This is a genomic window from Mycobacterium riyadhense (assembly GCF_963853645.1).
Taxonomy (GTDB): domain Bacteria; phylum Actinomycetota; class Actinomycetes; order Mycobacteriales; family Mycobacteriaceae; genus Mycobacterium; species Mycobacterium riyadhense.
The window spans coordinates 4,547,455-4,564,641 of record NZ_OY970456.1; the positions used below are offsets into that span (position 1 = coordinate 4,547,455).

15 protein-coding genes and 2 pseudogenes are annotated in these 17,187 nt (G+C 64.7%); 9 read left to right on the forward strand and 8 right to left on the reverse strand.

Going from position 1 to position 17,187, the window contains the following annotated elements; translation table 11 throughout:
- Nucleotides 1-118: 118 nt before the first annotated feature.
- From AADZ78_RS20005 to AADZ78_RS20015, 3 genes and pseudogenes are all read right to left on the reverse strand, one after another.
- The gene (locus tag AADZ78_RS20005; RefSeq protein ID WP_085250129.1) at nt 119-310 is read right to left on the reverse strand and encodes a hypothetical protein; all 192 of its coding nucleotides are present in this window, start codon (nt 308-310) and stop codon (nt 119-121) included.
- Nucleotides 307-495 carry a hypothetical protein gene (locus AADZ78_RS20010; RefSeq protein ID WP_085250128.1) on the reverse strand — a complete coding sequence of 63 codons (189 nt, stop codon included), beginning with the start codon at nt 493-495 and terminating at the stop codon, nt 307-309. The genes AADZ78_RS20005 and AADZ78_RS20010 overlap by 4 nt, the downstream gene beginning before the upstream one ends.
- A gap of 71 nt (nt 496-566) precedes the next feature.
- Nucleotides 567-2,153: pseudogene (locus AADZ78_RS20015) on the reverse strand (MFS transporter); the annotation flags it as partial.
- 351 nt (nt 2,154-2,504) lie between these two features.
- On the opposite strand from AADZ78_RS20015, the gene AADZ78_RS20020 reads away from it, so the two are divergent.
- The 6 genes from AADZ78_RS20020 (at nt 2,505) to AADZ78_RS20035 (ending at nt 9,241) form a co-directional block, all read left to right on the forward strand.
- Nucleotides 2,505-3,284: a hypothetical protein gene (locus AADZ78_RS20020; protein ID WP_085250126.1), complete on the forward strand. Its 780-nt coding sequence runs from the start codon at nt 2,505-2,507 to the stop codon at nt 3,282-3,284.
- Nucleotides 3,285-3,411: 127 nt separating this feature from the next.
- On the forward strand, nt 3,412-7,128 hold the full coding sequence (locus tag AADZ78_RS20025; RefSeq protein ID WP_085250125.1) for a multifunctional oxoglutarate decarboxylase/oxoglutarate dehydrogenase thiamine pyrophosphate-binding subunit/dihydrolipoyllysine-residue succinyltransferase subunit: 3,717 nt from the start codon (nt 3,412-3,414) through the stop codon (nt 7,126-7,128).
- Nucleotides 7,129-7,392: 264 nt separating this feature from the next.
- Entirely contained in the window at nt 7,393-7,692 is a 300-nt protein-coding gene (locus AADZ78_RS20030) for a nucleotidyltransferase family protein (RefSeq protein WP_085250130.1), read from the forward strand.
- Nucleotides 7,693-7,782: 90 nt separating this feature from the next.
- Nucleotides 7,783-7,965: a hypothetical protein gene (locus AADZ78_RS29205; RefSeq protein ID WP_372510600.1), complete on the forward strand. Its 183-nt coding sequence runs from the start codon at nt 7,783-7,785 to the stop codon at nt 7,963-7,965.
- Nucleotides 7,896-8,075, forward strand: a complete 180-nt coding sequence (locus AADZ78_RS29210; protein WP_204079255.1) for a DUF86 domain-containing protein — start codon at nt 7,896-7,898, stop codon at nt 8,073-8,075. The genes AADZ78_RS29205 and AADZ78_RS29210 overlap by 70 nt, the downstream gene beginning before the upstream one ends.
- Before the next feature lie 320 nt (nt 8,076-8,395).
- Nucleotides 8,396-9,241 (forward strand): SDR family NAD(P)-dependent oxidoreductase, encoded by an 846-nt coding sequence (locus AADZ78_RS20035; protein ID WP_085250124.1) that lies wholly within the window; start codon nt 8,396-8,398, stop codon nt 9,239-9,241.
- Here the strand turns inward: AADZ78_RS20035 and AADZ78_RS20040 are convergent.
- Entirely contained in the window at nt 9,230-10,081 is an 852-nt protein-coding gene (locus tag AADZ78_RS20040; protein WP_085250123.1) for a glycine betaine ABC transporter substrate-binding protein, read from the reverse strand. The two genes, AADZ78_RS20035 and AADZ78_RS20040, sit on opposite strands and share 12 nt — an antisense overlap.
- Complete coding sequence (locus tag AADZ78_RS20045; RefSeq protein ID WP_239655085.1) at nt 10,078-11,253, reverse strand: NAD(P)-dependent malic enzyme; 1,176 nt, start codon at nt 11,251-11,253, stop codon at nt 10,078-10,080. Before AADZ78_RS20045 ends, AADZ78_RS20040 begins: the two co-directional genes overlap by 4 nt.
- A 52-nt stretch (nt 11,254-11,305) precedes the next feature.
- On the opposite strand from AADZ78_RS20045, the pseudogene AADZ78_RS20050 reads away from it, so the two are divergent.
- A pseudogene (locus tag AADZ78_RS20050) lies at nt 11,306-11,491 on the forward strand (PE family protein); the annotation flags it as partial.
- 241 nt (nt 11,492-11,732) lie between these two features.
- Nucleotides 11,733-13,529, forward strand: coding sequence for an IS1634 family transposase (locus AADZ78_RS20055; RefSeq protein WP_420873311.1), 1,797 nt, complete (start codon nt 11,733-11,735; stop codon nt 13,527-13,529).
- Nucleotides 13,530-13,609: 80 nt separating this feature from the next.
- Here the strand turns inward: AADZ78_RS20055 and AADZ78_RS20060 are convergent, their stop codons facing one another.
- The gene (locus AADZ78_RS20060; RefSeq protein WP_204802170.1) at nt 13,610-14,041 is read right to left on the reverse strand and encodes a type II toxin-antitoxin system VapC family toxin; all 432 of its coding nucleotides are present in this window, start codon (nt 14,039-14,041) and stop codon (nt 13,610-13,612) included.
- Nucleotides 14,028-14,294, reverse strand: a complete 267-nt coding sequence (locus tag AADZ78_RS20065; RefSeq protein ID WP_204079259.1) for an antitoxin — start codon at nt 14,292-14,294, stop codon at nt 14,028-14,030. Before AADZ78_RS20065 ends, AADZ78_RS20060 begins: the two co-directional genes overlap by 14 nt.
- Before the next feature lie 153 nt (nt 14,295-14,447).
- Here AADZ78_RS20065 and AADZ78_RS20070 point away from each other — a divergent pair, with 153 nt between their 5' ends.
- Entirely contained in the window at nt 14,448-15,689 is a 1,242-nt protein-coding gene (locus tag AADZ78_RS20070; protein ID WP_204903354.1) for an integrase catalytic domain-containing protein, read from the forward strand.
- Nucleotides 15,690-15,943: 254 nt separating this feature from the next.
- On the opposite strand, the gene AADZ78_RS20075 is transcribed toward AADZ78_RS20070, so the two are convergent.
- On the reverse strand, nt 15,944-17,152 hold the full coding sequence (locus tag AADZ78_RS20075) for an IS4 family transposase (RefSeq protein ID WP_204080107.1): 1,209 nt from the start codon (nt 17,150-17,152) through the stop codon (nt 15,944-15,946).
- Between the last annotated feature and the right edge of the window lie 35 nt (nt 17,153-17,187).

The following is a 17,187-nucleotide window of genomic DNA, read 5'->3' on the forward strand; positions in this document are numbered from 1 at the left end:
CCTCGGCGCCGAACTGATAAAGGCGCTCAACGAAAGCGGACGGCTTGGCCCACTGCGTGCCAAGTCGTGGCAGGCGTCGCGGTAGTCGGCGTTGGCGGCGCGACCTCGCCCGAGGCCGTTACCCCCAAGTCGCGCGGACAACCGGGGTGATGGCGATTTCTCCGATGGTCAGCAGGAAATCGAGAAGATGGCGTCCAGCGCTGGGCACCAGAATCGCCGGAATCGCAACTTTTCGATTAGAAATGGCTTTGGCATCGACCCAACATATGGTGTCAGGCGGCTTAGTACCGCAGCCGAAGATCGAGATCATCGATTCTGGCGTCGTCGGTAGTAGGAAACGCCAGCAGGGTGCGCGACGGTGTGCTGGGTGATCAGGAGCAGAGCGTCGAAGAGTCGTCGAAATTCGTTGACGGTCAAGGCGATCAGCCCGTTCGGGGTCGCTGCGGTGTTGCGTTCGGTGGCGGTGGCCGCGGCCAGGAAGGCGTGGGCGAGCATGGCCAGGGTGGGCTATTTATGCTCGCCGATCATGCCGATAGCGAATCGTCAGGCTCCTGGTACGCGGGTCTGTCGCGCCGAAGGACGTACTCGACGTAGTCGTCATCGTCGAAGTCGTCGTCATCATCCGAGTCATAGTCATAGCCCTCGGCGGGCACGGGATCACGCATCATCCGCGATCCGGTCAGGCCGACCAGGAACAGCGCGGCAACGATCCCGAACAACGCAATGAACGCGGGCAGCAGTGTCGACTGTGCCATCGCGTCCGAGAACGGCTGGCGCACGAACTCTGGCAATTGCACCGAAGTGCCGCCCTCCGCAGTGGCGTCATCTGGTGGCCCAGCGACGGCAGATGCGCCGGCCGGCATCTCGGCGGCAATCCGAGAGGTCATGAAGGCGGCCATGCCCGCGCTGCCGAGGACCGCCCCGAGCTGGCGAGTGGCGTTGAACACGCCCGAGCTCGAGCCAGCCCGGTCCGGTGGCAGGTTACGGGTTGCGGTGGCCGTCAGGGGTGACCAGACGAACGCCATCGCCACACCTATCGCGCTAAACGGCAAGACCAGTCGCCAGATCGGCGTCCCCGGGTCCGTTTCAAACGAAAGCCAGGTCAGTCCGATCGCCAGTACCGAAAAGCCGAAACCGAGCACGGGTAGCGGATGGGATCGGTCGATGAGCACGCCCACGACCGGCGCCAACAGGCCGCTGGTGATTGCCATCGGCGCGATCAGCAACGCCGAACGAGTCGCCGACAGCCCGCACACCGCCTGGGCGTAGAACGTCAGCGGCAGCATCATTGCCGTCGTCGCGAACGAGATGACCACCACCCCGACATTGCAGAGACTGAAGTTCCGGTCACCGAAGATGTCCAGCGGGATCAGCGGCTCATGCCTGTTGAGCGCCTGCCAGTGGATGAACACGGACATGAACCCGACACCGGCGACGAGCACCGCCCAGATCCACGGCTGCCAATGGGCCGACTGGCCCTGCTGCAGCGCGAAGACGATCAAAAACATACCTGTTCCGGACAACACGACCCCGATCCAGTCGAAGCGGCGCACGTGAGTGGGCAGCACCGGAATCAGCCAAACCGCCAATCCCAGGCCAACGATGCCGACTGGGACGTTGACGAAGAAGATCCACTCCCAGCCGAGGCTGTCGACCAGCGCCCCGCCGGCCAACGGCCCCACCAGGCTGGCGACGCCAGCGGTGGCACCCCATACGGCCATCGCGGCACCGCGGCGCTCGGCGGGAAAGATCTGTGTGATCGTCGACAAGGTCTGCGGGGTGAGCAGCCCTGCACCGAGACCTTGTAGCACTCGGGCAGCGATCAGCATGCCGGCACTGCCCGACAGCCCACACCACACCGACGAGACGGTAAACACCACAAGACCGACCAGGTAGAGATATTTCGTGCCGAACCGATCGCCGAGTCGGCCGGCCACTAGCAGCAGCACCGCATACCCCAGCAGATACGCGCTGGTCATCCAGACCACGGTGTCGTAGCCGGTATGCAGCTTGGCCATGATCGTCGGGTTCGCGACGGCGACGATGGTCGAGTCGAGCATGATCATGAAGAAGCCGATCATCATCGCCCACAGCACCTGCCAGGGGTTTCCGGAGTAGTTGTCTGCGGCAACCCGGCTCGTCGCCCAAGTCATGAGCGCCGCTCCTCCTCATTGCTTCGCTCTGCATCGTCGCCGGCGCCGGTCATGAGCGCCGCTCCTCTCCCCCGCAAGCGGGAGGTACCCCCACATCGCCATGCATATCGTCGCCGGCGCGGGTCATGAGCGCCGCTCCTCTCATCGCTTCGCTCTGCATCGTCGCCGGCGCGGGTCATGTGCGCCGCTCCTCTCCCCCGCAAGCGGGAGGTACCCCCACATCGCCATGCATATCGTCGCCGGCGCGGGTCCTGCACGACAGCTCGCTTCGGCTGAGCCGCACCGCCACGGACCGATGTCCAGCCTGCATTATGGCGTTAGCCTAGGGGGACGCCGTTGGCAGGAGAGAAGATGAGCCCTCGACGAACTCGGTCTTGGAACAAGGCCCGCAGCAAGGCTGAGCTGGACCCGCAGCTGGTTGCCGCCACCGGCCGGGCCAAAGCGTCCACGCGGGCATTGGCCCAGGTCATCGAGCGTAGTTCGCGGATACAGGGCCCCGCCGCGGAGGCCTATGTAGACCGCCTTCGTCGCACCCACCCGGGCGCCAGTCCCGCCGAGATCGTCGCCAAGCTGGAGAAGCGCTTCGTGTCCGTCGTGACCGCCAGCGGGGCAGCCGTAGGTGCGGCCGCGACTTTTCCCGGGATCGGCACCTTGGCCGCCTTGTCGGCGGCCGCCGGGGAAACCGTGGTGTTCCTGGAGGCCACCGCGCTCTTCGTGCTGGCGCTGGCGTCGGTATATGGCATTCCCCTCGACCACCGGGAACGGCGCCGCGCCCTGGTGCTGGCGGTACTCGTCGGTGACAACAGCAAGAGCGCCGTGGCCGAGCTGATCGGTTCCGGGCGCACCACCGGCGGCTGGGTGTCGGAAAGCATGGCCTCGCTGCCGCTGCCGGCGATCTCGAAATTGAACTCGCGGATGCTCAAGTACTTCGTCAAGCGGTTCGCGCTGAAGCGGGGGGCGCTGATGTTCGGCAAGCTGCTGCCGATGGGTATCGGCGCGGTCATCGGGGCCATCGGTAACCGGTTGGTGGGCAAGAAGATCGTCCGCAACGCGCGATCGGCGTTCGGTGCCCCACCGGCACGCTGGCCAGTCACCCTGCATCTGCTGCCGACCGTCCGGGATGCCAGCTAAACCGAGTTACCCGGTCTCCCTAGCGAAGTGCCAGCAAGACGTTAGCCTTTAGGAGGCGGTGACCTTTCTGTGCCGCCCGACCCCTCGCAGGACCGTGCAGGAAAAAGAATCGAGGCGAACAGCGGCCGTGGCCAACATAAGTTCACCGTTCGGACAAAACGAATGGCTGGTCGAGGAGATGTATCGCAAGTTCCGCGACGACCCCTCTTCGGTCGATCCAAGCTGGCACGAGTTCTTGGTTGATTACAACCCCGAATCAACCTCTGAACCTGACGCAGAGCCAGCCTCTGCGACCTCGACGCCCGCAGACGCCAAGCCGGCTGCCCCGCAGGCAAAGCCGGCTGAAACGGCCACGGCGCCCGCCAAGCCCGCCGCCACTGCGGGCAATGGCTTGGCCGCGGCTACACCAGCGGCTCCATCCAAGCCCGCGCCTCCCCCGCCCGCCGAGGGCGACGAGGTGCAGGTCCTACGCGGCGCGGCGGCGGCGGTCGTCAAGAACATGTCCGCGTCGCTCGACGTGCCGACCGCAACCAGCGTGCGGGCCATCCCGGCCAAGCTGCTGATCGACAACCGCACAGTCATCAACAACCAGCTCAAGCGCAATCGCGGTGGCAAGATCTCGTTCACCCATCTGCTGGGCTATGCGCTGGTCCAGGCGATCAAGAAATACCCGAACATGAACCGGCACTACACCGAGGTCGACGGCAAGCCGACCGCGGTGACCCCGGCTCATACCAATCTCGGCCTGGCGATCGACCTGCAGGGGAAAGACGGCAAGCGTTCTCTGGTAGTGGCCGGCATCAAAGGTTGCGAAGGCCTGCGGTTCGCACAGTTCGTCACCGCCTATGAAGACATCGTCCGGCGAGCGCGCGACGGCAAGCTGACCGCCGAAGACTTTGCCGGAGTGACGATTTCGCTGACCAACCCCGGAACCATCGGCACCGTGCACTCGGTGCCGCGGCTGATGGCCGGCCAGGGCGCCATCATCGGCGTCGGCGCAATGGAGTACCCCGCCGAATTTCAGGGCGCCAGCGAGGAGCGCATCGCCGAACTGGGCATTGGCAAGCTGATCACCCTGACCTCGACCTACGACCACCGCATCATCCAGGGCGCGGAATCCGGTGACTTCCTGCGCACCATCCACGAGATGCTGCTCTCGGACGCATTCTGGGACGAGATCTTCCGCGAGCTGAGCATTCCGTACCTGCCGGTGCGCTGGAGCACCGACAACCCGGATTCGATCGTCGACAAGAACGCCCGCGTGATGAACTTGATCGCGGCCTACCGCAACCGTGGTCATCTGATGGCCGACACCGACCCGCTGCGGTTGGACAAGACCCGGTTCCGCAGTCACCCCGACCTCGAGGTGCTCACCCACGGGCTGACCTTGTGGGATCTCGACCGGGTGTTCAAGGTCAACGGCTTTGCCGGTGCCGAATACAAGAAGCTGCGCGATGTGCTGGGCTTGCTGCGCGATGCCTATTGCCGTCACATCGGTGTGGAGTACACCCACATCCTGGACCCGGAACAAAAGGAATGGCTGGAGCAGCGGGTTGAGACCAAGCACGTCAAACCCACTGTGGCACAACAGAAGTACATCCTGAGCAAGCTGAACGCGGCAGAGGCCTTTGAAACGTTCCTGGCCACCAAATACGTTGGGCAGAAACGGTTCTCGCTGGAAGGTGCGGAGAGCGTCATCCCGATGATGGACGCGGCGATCGACCAGTGCGCCGAGCACGGCCTCGACGAAGTGGTCATCGGAATGCCGCACCGCGGCCGGCTCAACGTGCTGGCCAACATCGTCGGCAAACCGTACTCGCAGATCTTCACCGAGTTCGAGGGCAACCTGAACCCGGCGCAGGCGCACGGCTCCGGCGACGTCAAGTACCACCTCGGCGCCACCGGTGTGTACCTACAGATGTTCGGCGACAACGACATTCAGGTGTCGCTGACCGCCAACCCGTCGCACCTGGAGGCGGTCGACCCAGTACTGGAGGGTCTGGTTCGGGCCAAGCAGGATCTGCTCGACCACGGCGACACCGACAGTGAAAACCAACGGGCCTTCTCGGTAGTGCCGCTGATGCTGCACGGTGACGCCGCCTTCGCCGGACAGGGCGTGGTGGCCGAGACGCTGAACCTGGCGCATCTACCCGGCTACCGAGTCGGCGGCACCATCCACATCATCGTCAACAACCAGATCGGGTTCACCACGGCGCCAGAGTATTCCAGGTCCAGCGAGTACTGCACCGACGTCGCCAAGATGATCGGCGCGCCCATCTTCCACGTCAACGGCGACGACCCCGAGGCGTGCGTGTGGGTGGCGCAGCTGGCCGTGGACTTCCGGCAGCGGTTCAAGAAGGACGTCGTCATCGACATGCTGTGCTACCGCCGGCGCGGTCACAACGAGGGCGACGACCCGTCGATGACGAACCCCTACATGTACGACGTCGTCGACAACAAGCGTGGCGTCCGCAAGAGCTACACCGAAGCCCTGATCGGCCGTGGCGACATCTCGATCAAGGAAGCCGAGGACGCGCTGCGCGACTACCAAGGCCAACTGGAGCGGGTGTTCAACGAGGTCCGCGAGCTGGAGAAGCACGGCGCGCAGCCCAGCGAATCGGTTGAGGCCGACCAGATGCTGCCCGCGGGTCTGGCCACCGCGGTCGACAAGTCGTTGCTGGCTCGGATCGGCGACGCATTCCTGGCCCTGCCGGACGGCTTCACCCCGCACCCGCGGGTCCAGCCGGTGCTGGAAAAGCGCCGCGAGATGGCCTACGAAGGCAAGATTGACTGGGCGTTCGCCGAGCTGCTGGCGCTGGGTTCACTGGTGGCCGAGGGCAAGTTGGTGCGGCTGTCCGGGCAAGACACCCGCCGCGGCACCTTCTCGCAGCGGCATTCGGTGCTCATCGACCGCCACACCGGCGCGGAGTTCACGCCACTACAGCTGCTGGCGGCCAACTCCGACGGCACTCCCACCGGCGGCAAGTTCCTGGTCTACGACTCGCCGTTGTCGGAGTACGCCGCCGTGGGCTTCGAGTACGGCTACACCGTGGGCAACCCGGACGCCGTGGTGCTGTGGGAGGCGCAGTTCGGCGACTTCGTCAACGGCGCGCAGTCGATCATCGACGAGTTCATCAGCTCTGGAGAGGCCAAGTGGGGCCAGTTATCCACGGTGGTGCTGCTGCTGCCGCACGGACACGAGGGTCAGGGGCCCGACCACACCTCCGGCCGGATCGAGCGCTTCCTGCAGCTGTGGGCCGAGGGTTCGATGACAATCGCGGTGCCGTCGACGCCGTCGAACTACTTCCACCTGTTGCGACGGCACGCTCTGGACGGGGTGATGCGCCCGCTGATCGTGTTCACGCCGAAGTCGATGCTGCGCAACAAGGCAGCGGTCAGCGATATCAAGGACTTCACCGAGATCAAGTTCCGTTCGGTACTCGAGGAGCCGACCTACGAGGACGGCATCGGCGACCGCAGCAAGGTCACCCGGATCCTGTTGACCTGCGGCAAGCTCTACTACGAGCTGGCCGCGCGCAAAGCCAAGGACAACCGCGACGACATCGCGATCGTTCGCCTCGAACAGCTGGCCCCGCTACCGCGGCGGCGCCTGCGCGAGACGCTGGAACGCTACCCAGCCGTCAATGAGTACTTCTGGGTGCAGGAAGAGCCGGCCAACCAGGGCGCGTGGCCGTCGTTGGGCCTGACGCTGCCGGAGGTGCTCCCCGACTTGCTCAGCGGCATCAAGCGTATTTCGCGCAGGGCCATGTCGGCGCCGTCGTCAGGCTCGTCGAAGGTGCACGCCGTCGAGCAACAGGAGATCCTGGACACGGCGTTCTCCTGATGCCACCGCGAGCGTGCGTGTTTGTACGGCGGCACGCCGCTTCGGCCGGCATTCTGTGCACGCCCGTGGGGCGAATTAGTGCGGCAGTTGACGCGGGACCGTCAGAGGGAGATCGGTTTGAGCAAGCTGGGCAACTGCGCCCATGGACCTTCCCGACGTCGCCGAGCAACAGCGCATCGCCGCTCACATCGACGAGCAGACTATCGAGCTTGCTCGCGAACACCGGTCGCCGGCCGGCAGAATGTAAACGCGGAGGTGGACGCAGTGCATGAGGTGGTCGAGTCGAAGCGGCACCAGATACAGGCGTTGTGCCGCGACCTGTCAGTGCGCCGCTTGGACGTGTTCAGCTCCGCTGTCAGCGACTCGTTCGACGTCGACACTAGTGATGTCGACGTCCTCGTGGAGTTCGAGACGGGTCCAGACTTCGACCAGTACTTCGCTCTCAAAGAAGGGCTAGAAGAAATCATCGGCCGACCCGTTGACGTGGTGACACCGTCCGGCTTGGTCAACCCGTACTTCAGACAGCACGTCATGCAGACGCGAGAACCGATCTATGCAGCCTGATCCTCGAAAGTACCTGTGGGACGCGCTGCGCGCCGCGGGATCCTGCGACAATTCGCCGCCGGGACGACACTTGCGGAATACCAGAATGACGTGTTGCTGCGGTCGGCAGTCGAACGGCAATTCGAGATAGTCGGAGAGGCGTTGAGTCAACTGGCGAAGAGCCACGCCGACATGGCAGCGCAAGTCCCGAACTACCGCGGATCGTGGCCTTTAGAAACATCCTCATTCACGGGCACGCGAACGTCGACGACGCCCTCGTGTGGCAAGTCCTGACAGACAAACTTCCGCAGTTGGAAACTGCGGTGGGGACATTGCTGGCCGAGTCGCCAGGCGATCCCGAGGTTATCGATGTGCCGGCAACTCGCGAGGAGACCGGGAGTTGAGCTGGGAATCTGAGCGCCCTCTCGAACCCGCTGAGGAGCGCCACGCGGCCCTGACCGTCCGCGCTTTCACAGGCAACATCGACGTGCCGGAAGTATCCTGAAACATGGCTTTGCGCAACGAGATCGAGTTCGAAAAGGAGTTCGCCAAATGGTTTTACCAAGTCGTCTCCTCGGAGACCGCGTACGCGTAGCGGTCGGTGCTGCCCGAGCGCAGTAGGGCTGGGTCTTGAACCTCGCCGACTTCTCCCCCTGAGCCACCCGCCGATACGCGGGACCACCGGTACCGATAACCTCGATCGCAAGGACAAGGGAGGAAGCGCATGGAGGGGTTTGCCGGGAAGGTCGCCGTCGTTACCGGGGCGGGTTCGGGCATCGGGCAGGCGCTGGCCGTCGAGCTGGGACGCTCGGGCGCCAAGCTGGCGATCAGCGACGTCAATACCGAAGGGTTGGCGGAGACCGAGGAAAAGCTCAAGGCAATTGGCGCGCCGGTCAAGACCGACCGGCTCGACGTCACCGAACGCGAAGCGTTTCTGGCCTACGCCGACGCGGTCAACGAGCACTTCGGCAAGGTGAACCAGATCTACAACAACGCCGGCATCGGCCACACCGGTGACATTGAGGTCTGCCCATTCAAGGACATCGACCGGGTGATGGACGTCGATTTCTATGGCGTGTTGAACGGCACCAAGGCGTTCCTGCCGTATCTGATCGCCTCCGGGGACGGCCACGTCATCAACATTTCGAGCGTGTTCGGGTTGTTCGCGGTGCCGGGTCAAGCGGCCTACAACGCGGCCAAATTCGCCGTTCGCGGCTTCACCGAGGCGCTGCGGCAGGAAATGATCGTGGCCGGCCATCCCGTCGGCGTGACCACGGTGCACCCCGGCGGCATCAAGACCGCGATCGCCCGCAACGCCACCGCCGCCGAGGGGCTAGACGCCGAAGAGCTGGCCCGGCTGTTCGATAAGCGCGTGGCTCACACCAGCCCAGAAAAAGCCGCCCAGATCATCTTGGGGGCGGTGCGCAAGAACAAGGCTCGGGTGCTGGTCGGTGCGGACGCCAAGATTCTGGATGTTGTCGTGCGGTTGACCGGTTCGGGATATCAGCGGCTGTTCATGCCCGTGCTCGGCGGGCTGATCCCTGCCAAACACCGCACGTCAACGCCCTAGCGGGTGCTCGGCGAGCCACGCATCGGCCACCGCTTGCGGGTCGGCGCCGCCGGCCACTTTCCGGCGCATCTCGACGAGGGCCGCGGTGTCCAGCACACCGGCGACTTCGTTGATCGCCAGCAATTGCCGATCGGTCAGCGCGTTGCGCCGATAGAGCGGCACCACGTTCTCGGCTTGGATGAGCGCGTTCTTGCCGTCGGCCAGCACAACCAGGTCCGTGGGAATGCCGGGGTCGGCGGTGCTGGTCCATGCCGCGGTCAGCTCGCTAGCCCTAAGCGCCGCGAACATCGTTGCGTCATCGGGAAATTCACGCGGGGCCGGCAGCCGGCACGGACCCACCCCCGACGGGGCGCGAAAGCCGCGGACGCTCCCGACAACCAGCCCGCCACAATGCCGCGGCACCAGGCTCAAGTCGCTGCCGCCCCAGGCCTGCGCCGTGGCCGGGGTCACCACGAGCGCGGGTTTGTCTTCGGCGGCGGTGGTGTAGTCACCCGCGGCTACGCCCTCGGGCAGTGCGGAGTTCATCACACGGTAAACCTGGACGTCGGACAGTGCTGAGGAGCTCGGCTGCAATGCCTGCAGGACCTTACCGGTGAGGCCGGGGACGACGGTGAATGCGCCGGCGTCCAGCTTCGCCATCGGGTCGTCGGCGGTTTCGGCTCGCGCCGCAAAACCGTACGACCGAAGCGCCGCGACGTAGATGCCGGCCAACAGCTTCGACTCGGAGTCGGGCCTGGATCCGACCACCAATTCCGGGCGGTGGTCCCGGTTTTCGGCCGCACAGCTAGCCATAGCGATCGCGGCGGCGAGCAGCAGCGCAGCCAGCCTGGCGATCCTCACCCCGCGGCGTCTGATGCCAAAGCAACCGCTTGGGCCACCGCTTGCCCAACACGCAGGTCCAGTGGGCTGGGGACGATCCGGTCGAGCGCGAGGTCGTCGCTGACGACGGAGAAGATCGCCTCGGCCGCGGCCACCATCATCTTTTCGGTGATCTGACGCGCTCCGGCGTCCAGCGCCCCGCGAAACACCCCGGGGAACGCGAGCACATTGTTGATCTGGTTGCAGAAATCGCTGCGGCCGGTTGCCACCACCGCGGCGTACTTGGCCGCGATGTCGGGGGGTATCTCCGGGTCCGGGTTGGACAGCGCGAACACGATCCCGTCGGGCGCCATGCTGGCGATCAACTCTTCGGGGACCATGCCCGCGGAAACCCCGAGGAACACGTCGGCGCCGTCGAGTGCGTCGGCCATGCCTCCGGTGACACCGCGCGGATTGGTGCGTTGCGCCAGATCGACCTTGACGCTGTTCAGGTCGTCCCGCCCGGAGTGCAGGATGCCGCGCGAGTCGAGCACGGTGATGTCGGAAACCCCCATTGCGAGAAGGAGATTCGTGCATGCCACACCTGCCGCCCCGGCGCCGGACACCACCACCTTCAGCGAGGTCATGTCCCGGCCGAGCAACTTGGTGGCACCCATGAGTGCGGCCAGCACCACGATCGCCGTGCCGTGCTGGTCGTCGTGCATTACCGGGCAGTCCAGCGCCTCGACGACTCGTCGTTCGATCTCGAAGCAGCGCGGCGCGGAGATGTCCTCGAGGTTGACGGCGCCGAATGTCGGCCGCAGCCGCACCAAGGTCTCGACGATCTCGTCGGGATCCTTGGTGTCCAGCACGATTGGGATCGCATCCAGGCCGCCGTATGCCTTGAACAGGGCGCACTTGCCCTCCATCACCGGCAGCGCGGCCGCGGGTCCGATGTCGCCCAGCCCGAGTACCGCGCTGCCGTCGCTGACGACGGCGACGAGCCGGTTCGCCCAGGTGTAGCGGGCGGTCAGGGTGTGGTCCGCTGCGATTGCGCGGCTGACCTGCGCCACGCCCGGCGTGTAGGCGATCGACAAAGCGCGCTGGGTGTCCAGCGGTGCCTGCAGCGCCACGGATAGCTTGCCTCCTACGTGCGCCTGGAAGATCTCGTCGTCTTCGATGACGATGTGCGGCGGCAGGTCGATTTTTGGCACGAGGTCGAGGGTACTGCAGCGAGTACCGGACGAAACACCGACGCCGTAGCCGATCGCGGCGTCGGATCTGGAGAACATCGGCTAGGCACTGGCCGCTGCCAATGGGGCGGCCGCGGCTCAGACCACCCAGGTGCTCGCGACGGGCGCCGATGAGGTGTCTGCGGCCGTCGCGGCGCTGTTTTCTTCGAATGCCCAGGCCTATCAGGCGCTCAGTGCGCAGGCTGCGGCGTTACAGCAGTAGTTTGTGCGGGCGTTGAATTCCGCTGGCGGGGCATATTCGGCTGCCGAGTGCCACCGGCGCCAACGGTCAGCACGGCCTGGCTGACCTGGCGCCAGTCCGACGGCAGTCACTAGTCCGAAGTTGCGATGGTTTTGACTGAGTATTGGTGGTCTGAACTGACAATATGGGCGTTGTTGTGTGCTCATATGTAGTCACGAATAGATGCGTGTCGTTTCTATCAATGCAGCGGAATCCAGCTATGATTCTTGGTGTGCCACGCAATACCGGCAAAGCTCACGTAGTCAGAGTTAAGAAGACTCACGTGGATAAGCAAGGCCACGAGCGCGTCTATGAGTCTGTACTGTTGCGCCGCACCTACCGAGACGGGGCCAAGGTGCGCAACGAGACCGTGGCCAACCTGTCGATGCTGCCGCCGCAGGCCGTCGATGCGATCGAGGCGACGCTGAAGGGCCACACGCTGGTGCCGGCCGGCTCCGAGTTCAGCAAGTCCCGGTCGCTGCCACACGGGGACGTGGCGGCGGTGGCCGCGATGGCGCGCAAGCTCGAGCTGGCCGCAGTGCTGGGCCCGCCGTGCCGAGCCCGCGATATCGTGCTCGCGTTGATCATCTCGCGGGTGGTGCGGCCCAAGTCGAAGCTGTCCACCCTGTCGTGGTGGCCCAACACCACCCTCGGCGTCGATTTGGGGGTGGCCGAGGCCTCCACCGACGAGATCTACGCCGGGATGGACTGGCTGGCCGACCGACAGGATAGGATCGAAAAGAAGCTGGCGGCAAAGCATTTAAACGAGTCGGTGAACCCGGGCCGGATGGCGTTGTTCGACCTGACTTCCTCGTGGGTGACCGGCCGATGCTGCGAGCTGGCCGCGCGCGGCTACTCCCGCGACGGCAAGAAGGGCTGCGAGCAGATCGAATACGGGGTGCTCACCGACCCTGAGGGCCGCCCGGTCGCGGTGCGCGTGTTTTCCGGTGCCACCGCCGACCCGACCGCGTTCACCCAGATCGTGCAGGTGATCAAGGACAAGCTCGCCATCCAGCGGCTGGTGCTGGTCGGCGATCGCGGCATGATCACCACCGCCCGCATCGACGCGCTGCGCGAACTCAACGACAACCCCGACACCCCAACCGCCTTCGATTGGATCACCGCGCTACGCGCACCCGCGATCGCCAAACTCGCCCGCGACGACGGGCCGCTGCAGATGAGCCTGTTCGATACCCAGGACCTCGCCGAGATCACCCACCCCGACTACCCCGGTGAACGGCTGATCGCCTGCCGCAACCCCGCCCTGGCCGCCGAACGTGCCCGCAAACGCCACGACCTGCTGGCTGCCACCGAGAAGGAACTGGCCCACATCGCCCAACGCGTCACCAAAGCCACCCTGTCCGGCGCCGACAAGATCGGCATCGCAGTCGGCAAGGTCAGCGGAAAATTCAAGGTGGGCCAGCTCTTCCACCTCACGATCACCGACACCGAGTTCACCTACCACCGCGACCAGGCCGCCATCGACGCCCAAGCCGCCCTCGACGGCATCTACGTGCTGCGCACCAGCGTCAACACCAAGGTCCTCGACCCCGCCGCCGTGGTGGAGGGTTACAAAAACCTCGCCAACATCGAACGCGACTTTCGCATCATCAAGACCGACGACCTCGACCTACGCCCCATCCACCACCGCCTCGAGGACCGCGTCAAAGCCCACGTGCTGATCTGCATGCTGGCCTGCTACCTCATCTGGCACCTGCGCAAGGCCTGGGCGCCACTGACATTCACCGACGAAACACCGCCGCATCGGGACAACCCCGTCGCCCCCGCGCAGCGCTCCCCAGCCGCACACGCCAAAGCCTCCACCAAACACGACGCGGCTGGCAACCCGGTACGAAGCTTCCGCGACCTGCTCAATCACCTGGCCACCCTCACCCGCGACCGGATCCGCTACCACCAGACCAACATCGAAATCGACAAACTCACCGAGCCCACCCCCACCCAGCGCCGCGCCTTCGACCTCATTGACGCTCCGATCCCCCTCACCATCGCCGCGTAGCCAGAACCACCACCCACCCAAACCAGCCAATCCCCAGGTCAACCAGGGAATTCACCTAGTTCAACAGCCTTAACTTCGGACTAGTCGCGCAACGGGTCGGTCCACTTCAGGCCGGCGAATCGGGCAAAGTCAGTGTCGCTCGAATGGATCTCGGCGTCGTGTTCGATGCCGGACGCGGCCAGTTGCACATCGGTGGTCAGGCTGCCGGCGGTGCCGAGCGTCCCAAGCAGACCCAACGCGATGTCCAGATGGCGCGGGCCCGCAGTAAGCAGATCCACGTTCGGCTGCGAAAGCCAGTCGCGCACATACGCGATCGCGTCTGCGGTAGCCAGTGGCGCTGCGAGCACGCGCGCACTGGTGGCGATCCGTAGGAACCCGAACAACGCCGGATAGGTCAGCCCAATTCGGTTGGGGCCGTTGACGGCGTCTTGCCACCACGCATGCGCGCGCTCATGCTGCGGAAAGCCGGTGATGACCGCGTAGAGCAGCAGATTGACGTCAGGGATGATCACGGGTGCGCGCGGTGTCGAGGATCACCTCGTCCTCCAGCTCGTCGGCCAACCGGTTGAAGCCTGCCAGATCAAATCCAGGCCGCACCGCGGACTTATGCGGCTTCAACCGATACTGCTCTTGCCGTTTCGCCTGCGGCGCCAGCGCACTGCGCAGCGCATCGTTGATGACCTGCTTCATGGGGCGGCGTTCGCGATGAACCGCCTCCTCGACCAAGCGGACGACGTCATCGTCCAGCGTCAAGGTGGTGCGCATAGGAGTCATCATGATGCTCATATGTACGCGCGTCAAGATGCCGCGTTGACTCACCAATAATGCGCGCGTAGTTCTCATCGTTGCCTCATCTGAGAGTGCGCGCGTAGGGCGCGCCTACCTGGCTGCTGACGCATCGCTGGTTAGGCCCGGACGATGGGACTGACGATGAGTCAACGCAAGGCCGTGACGAAGGCGACCGCGAGCCGTTACGCGCGGGCGGACAAGGCTGGCAAGGGCCGGATTCTCGACGAGTTGTGCGCCACCACGGGATGGCATCGCAATCATGCCCGCAAGGCACTTAAGGCGGCGTTGCGGCCAAAGCTGGTCAAGCCCCGGTCACCGCGTGCACCGAAGTATGGACCGAAAGTCGTTGCAGCGCTGGTCTTCTGCTGGGCAGTTCTGGGCATGCCTGCGGGTAAGCGGCTGGCGCCGGTGCTGGGCGAGCTGGTGGCGATTTTGCGGCAGTTTGGTGAGCTGGTCATCGATGACGACACCGCCGCGCTGCTGGTGGGCATGTCCGCGGCCACCATCGACCGCCGCCTGGCACCCGAGCGGCGCCGCTACCAGCTTAAGGGCCGCAGCACCACCAAGCCCGGGACGTTGTTGAAGTCTCAGATCCCGGTACGCACCTGGGCGGACTGGGACGACGCGCGACCGGGGTTTGTCGAGATCGACCTGGTGTCCCACGACGGCGGTAATGCCGCTGGTGAGCACGCCTGGACCTTGACCGTCACCGACATCGCTACCGGCTGGACCGAGAACCGCAGCGTGCCCAACAAGGCCCGCAAATGGGTGCTGGCCGCACTCGATGACATCGCCAAGAGCATGCCGTTTCCGATCCTCGGCGTGGACAGCGACAATGGCGGGGAGTTCATCAATAGCCATCTGCTGGCGTGGTGTGAGAAACGCCGGATCACCTTCACCCGCTCGCGGCCGGGCAACAAAAACGACGGCTGCCATGTCGAGCAGAAGAACTGGGCGATCGTGCGCATCGTGGTGGGCTACCACCGCTACGACACGCAAGCAGAACTGTTGCTGCTCAACAAGATCTGGATCCTGCAGTCGAAGCTGACCAACTACTTCTACCCGCAACAAAAGCTGGTGTCGAAAGTCCGGGTTGGTGCAAAGGTCTCCAAGAAATACGACCAAGCGGCCACGCCGTACCGCCGTGCCGAGGCCCACGAGACCATCAGCACCGAGGACAAGGCGATCCTGGCCGACACCTACATCCGCATCAACCCCGCCGCCGTGCAACGTCAGATCCAGGCCCTCACCTCCGAGCTACTCGCGATCACCACCAGCAAGGCCGCACCGAAGACCAAGGCCCCAGTCGAGCCCGCTCCCACGCGCGCATCCGTAGATGAGTCAACGAATCAAACTTCGCGCGCATCTTGAAATGAGGCAACAGGGATGCTTCCATAGACACGACCCCGCTTAAATCCAATACCGTTCAGTTAAGGCGGAGAGTCGTGACGTCTGGTGGGCGTTGGGGTTGGGGCCAGTGAGCGTGAGTTGCGCGTTTGACGTGCCATTTGGACATTTTGCGTTTGATCACCCGTGGTGCGGATCGTCGGCGCCTGGCGGGGTTGAGTCGGTCGAGCAGGCGGCGCAGGAAGGCCCACCAGTGCTGATCGGCGGCTTGGGGGTCCTCAGGGGGGAAATGCGCCCTGTTGGGCGACGGATTGGCGGGTGATGCGCAGCGCGGCGGTGAAACTGACCCGGTCGGGGTCCTCGCCGGCGTGTTCGGCGGCCTGGGCCATCAGGGTACGAATGGCGTAGTGACAGCACAGATGTCCCCAAATCTCTTGTAGGACAAGATCAGGGGACTTCGAGCGCAGTACCACCTGGGGTCCGCGTTGATGGGTTTTGAGTTCGTCGAAGGTGTTTTCGATTTCCCAGCGCTGGGCGTAGGCGGCGGCCAACTCGACGGCGGGGGCCTGTTCGGGATCGGTCAGCGTGGTGAATAGCCGGTAGCTGGTGGAGTTTTCGCGTCCGTCGTCGATGGTGTAGTCGATGACTCGTGCCAGCATCGGCTCGCTGCGACGGTCAGCGCTGGACTGCAGATGCGCTAGCCACGAGCCGTCAGCAAGATCCTGCACATGCACCGGTTGTGGCGCGTAGGCGTCGGTGCGTACTCGCCACAACAGGTCGGCTCCGGTCGCAAGGGCTTTGCGCCACAAGGCATACGAGAAGAACCCGCGATCAGCCAGCAGCAGCATGTCCGGCGTGAGAGCATCCAGCAGCTTTTCGGCGAGTTTGGCCTCCGAGTCACGGTAACCACCGATCGTTGCGGCGAAGACCGCATGCGTGGCACACTCGGCCAGCCCCAGGATCCGGGCCTGCGGAAATGCGGCCTTCTCACCCCTGCCGCCGGCCCCCGGACGACTGAAGTACTCGTCGTTGGCTGGGGTGTCGGCCACATCCAGACAGCTGCCGTCGATGGCCACCAGCCGCCGCTCGGCCAGCCAAGCCCCTGGGGTTTGCGGTCCGGCTAACGGGCGGGCTACCCGGGAAAACAAGCTGGCCAACGGGGCCGATCCCAGCCGCTCACGAGCCTGAAAGATCGCCGACTTACCCGGCAGTCGATACTCTTCACGCCACCCCGACGCCCACGCCAAACCATCAGTGAGCTGGGCCAACACATCCTCATACGAGCCCTCTGAATACAGGCCCATCGCGATCGCGAAATACGCCATCACCCGCGCCGGCAACGACCGATGCCGCTGCTGAGTGCGACCGGCCTGCTCGATCACCTCATCCACCACCGTTGCGGGAAACACCCGCGTCAGCACCCCCACCGACACCAAATCTGACAACCGGCGATCCGACTCAGGCTTCCGCCAACCCGCACGAGGCATAGGTCATAAACTACACCCATGTAACCTTAACTGAA

Bases quoted from the DNA above. Each gene is read 5' to 3' on its own strand.
- AADZ78_RS20035 (WP_085250124.1), top strand. From the start codon at position 8,396: ATGGAGGGGTTTGCCGGGAAGGTCGCCGTCGTTACCGGGGCGGGTTCG.
- AADZ78_RS20075 (WP_204080107.1), bottom strand. From the start codon at position 17,152: ATGCCTCGTGCGGGTTGGCGGAAGCCTGAGTCGGATCGCCGGTTGTCA.
- AADZ78_RS20065 (WP_204079259.1), bottom strand. From the start codon at position 14,294: ATGCGCACCACCTTGACGCTGGACGATGACGTCGTCCGCTTGGTCGAG.
- AADZ78_RS20020 (WP_085250126.1), top strand. From the start codon at position 2,505: ATGAGCCCTCGACGAACTCGGTCTTGGAACAAGGCCCGCAGCAAGGCT.
- AADZ78_RS20010 (WP_085250128.1), bottom strand. From the start codon at position 495: ATGCTCGCCCACGCCTTCCTGGCCGCGGCCACCGCCACCGAACGCAAC.
- AADZ78_RS20005 (WP_085250129.1), bottom strand. From the start codon at position 310: ATGATCTCGATCTTCGGCTGCGGTACTAAGCCGCCTGACACCATATGT.
- AADZ78_RS20070 (WP_204903354.1), top strand. From the start codon at position 14,448: ATGGGACTGACGATGAGTCAACGCAAGGCCGTGACGAAGGCGACCGCG.
- AADZ78_RS20055 (WP_420873311.1), top strand. From the start codon at position 11,733: ATGATTCTTGGTGTGCCACGCAATACCGGCAAAGCTCACGTAGTCAGA.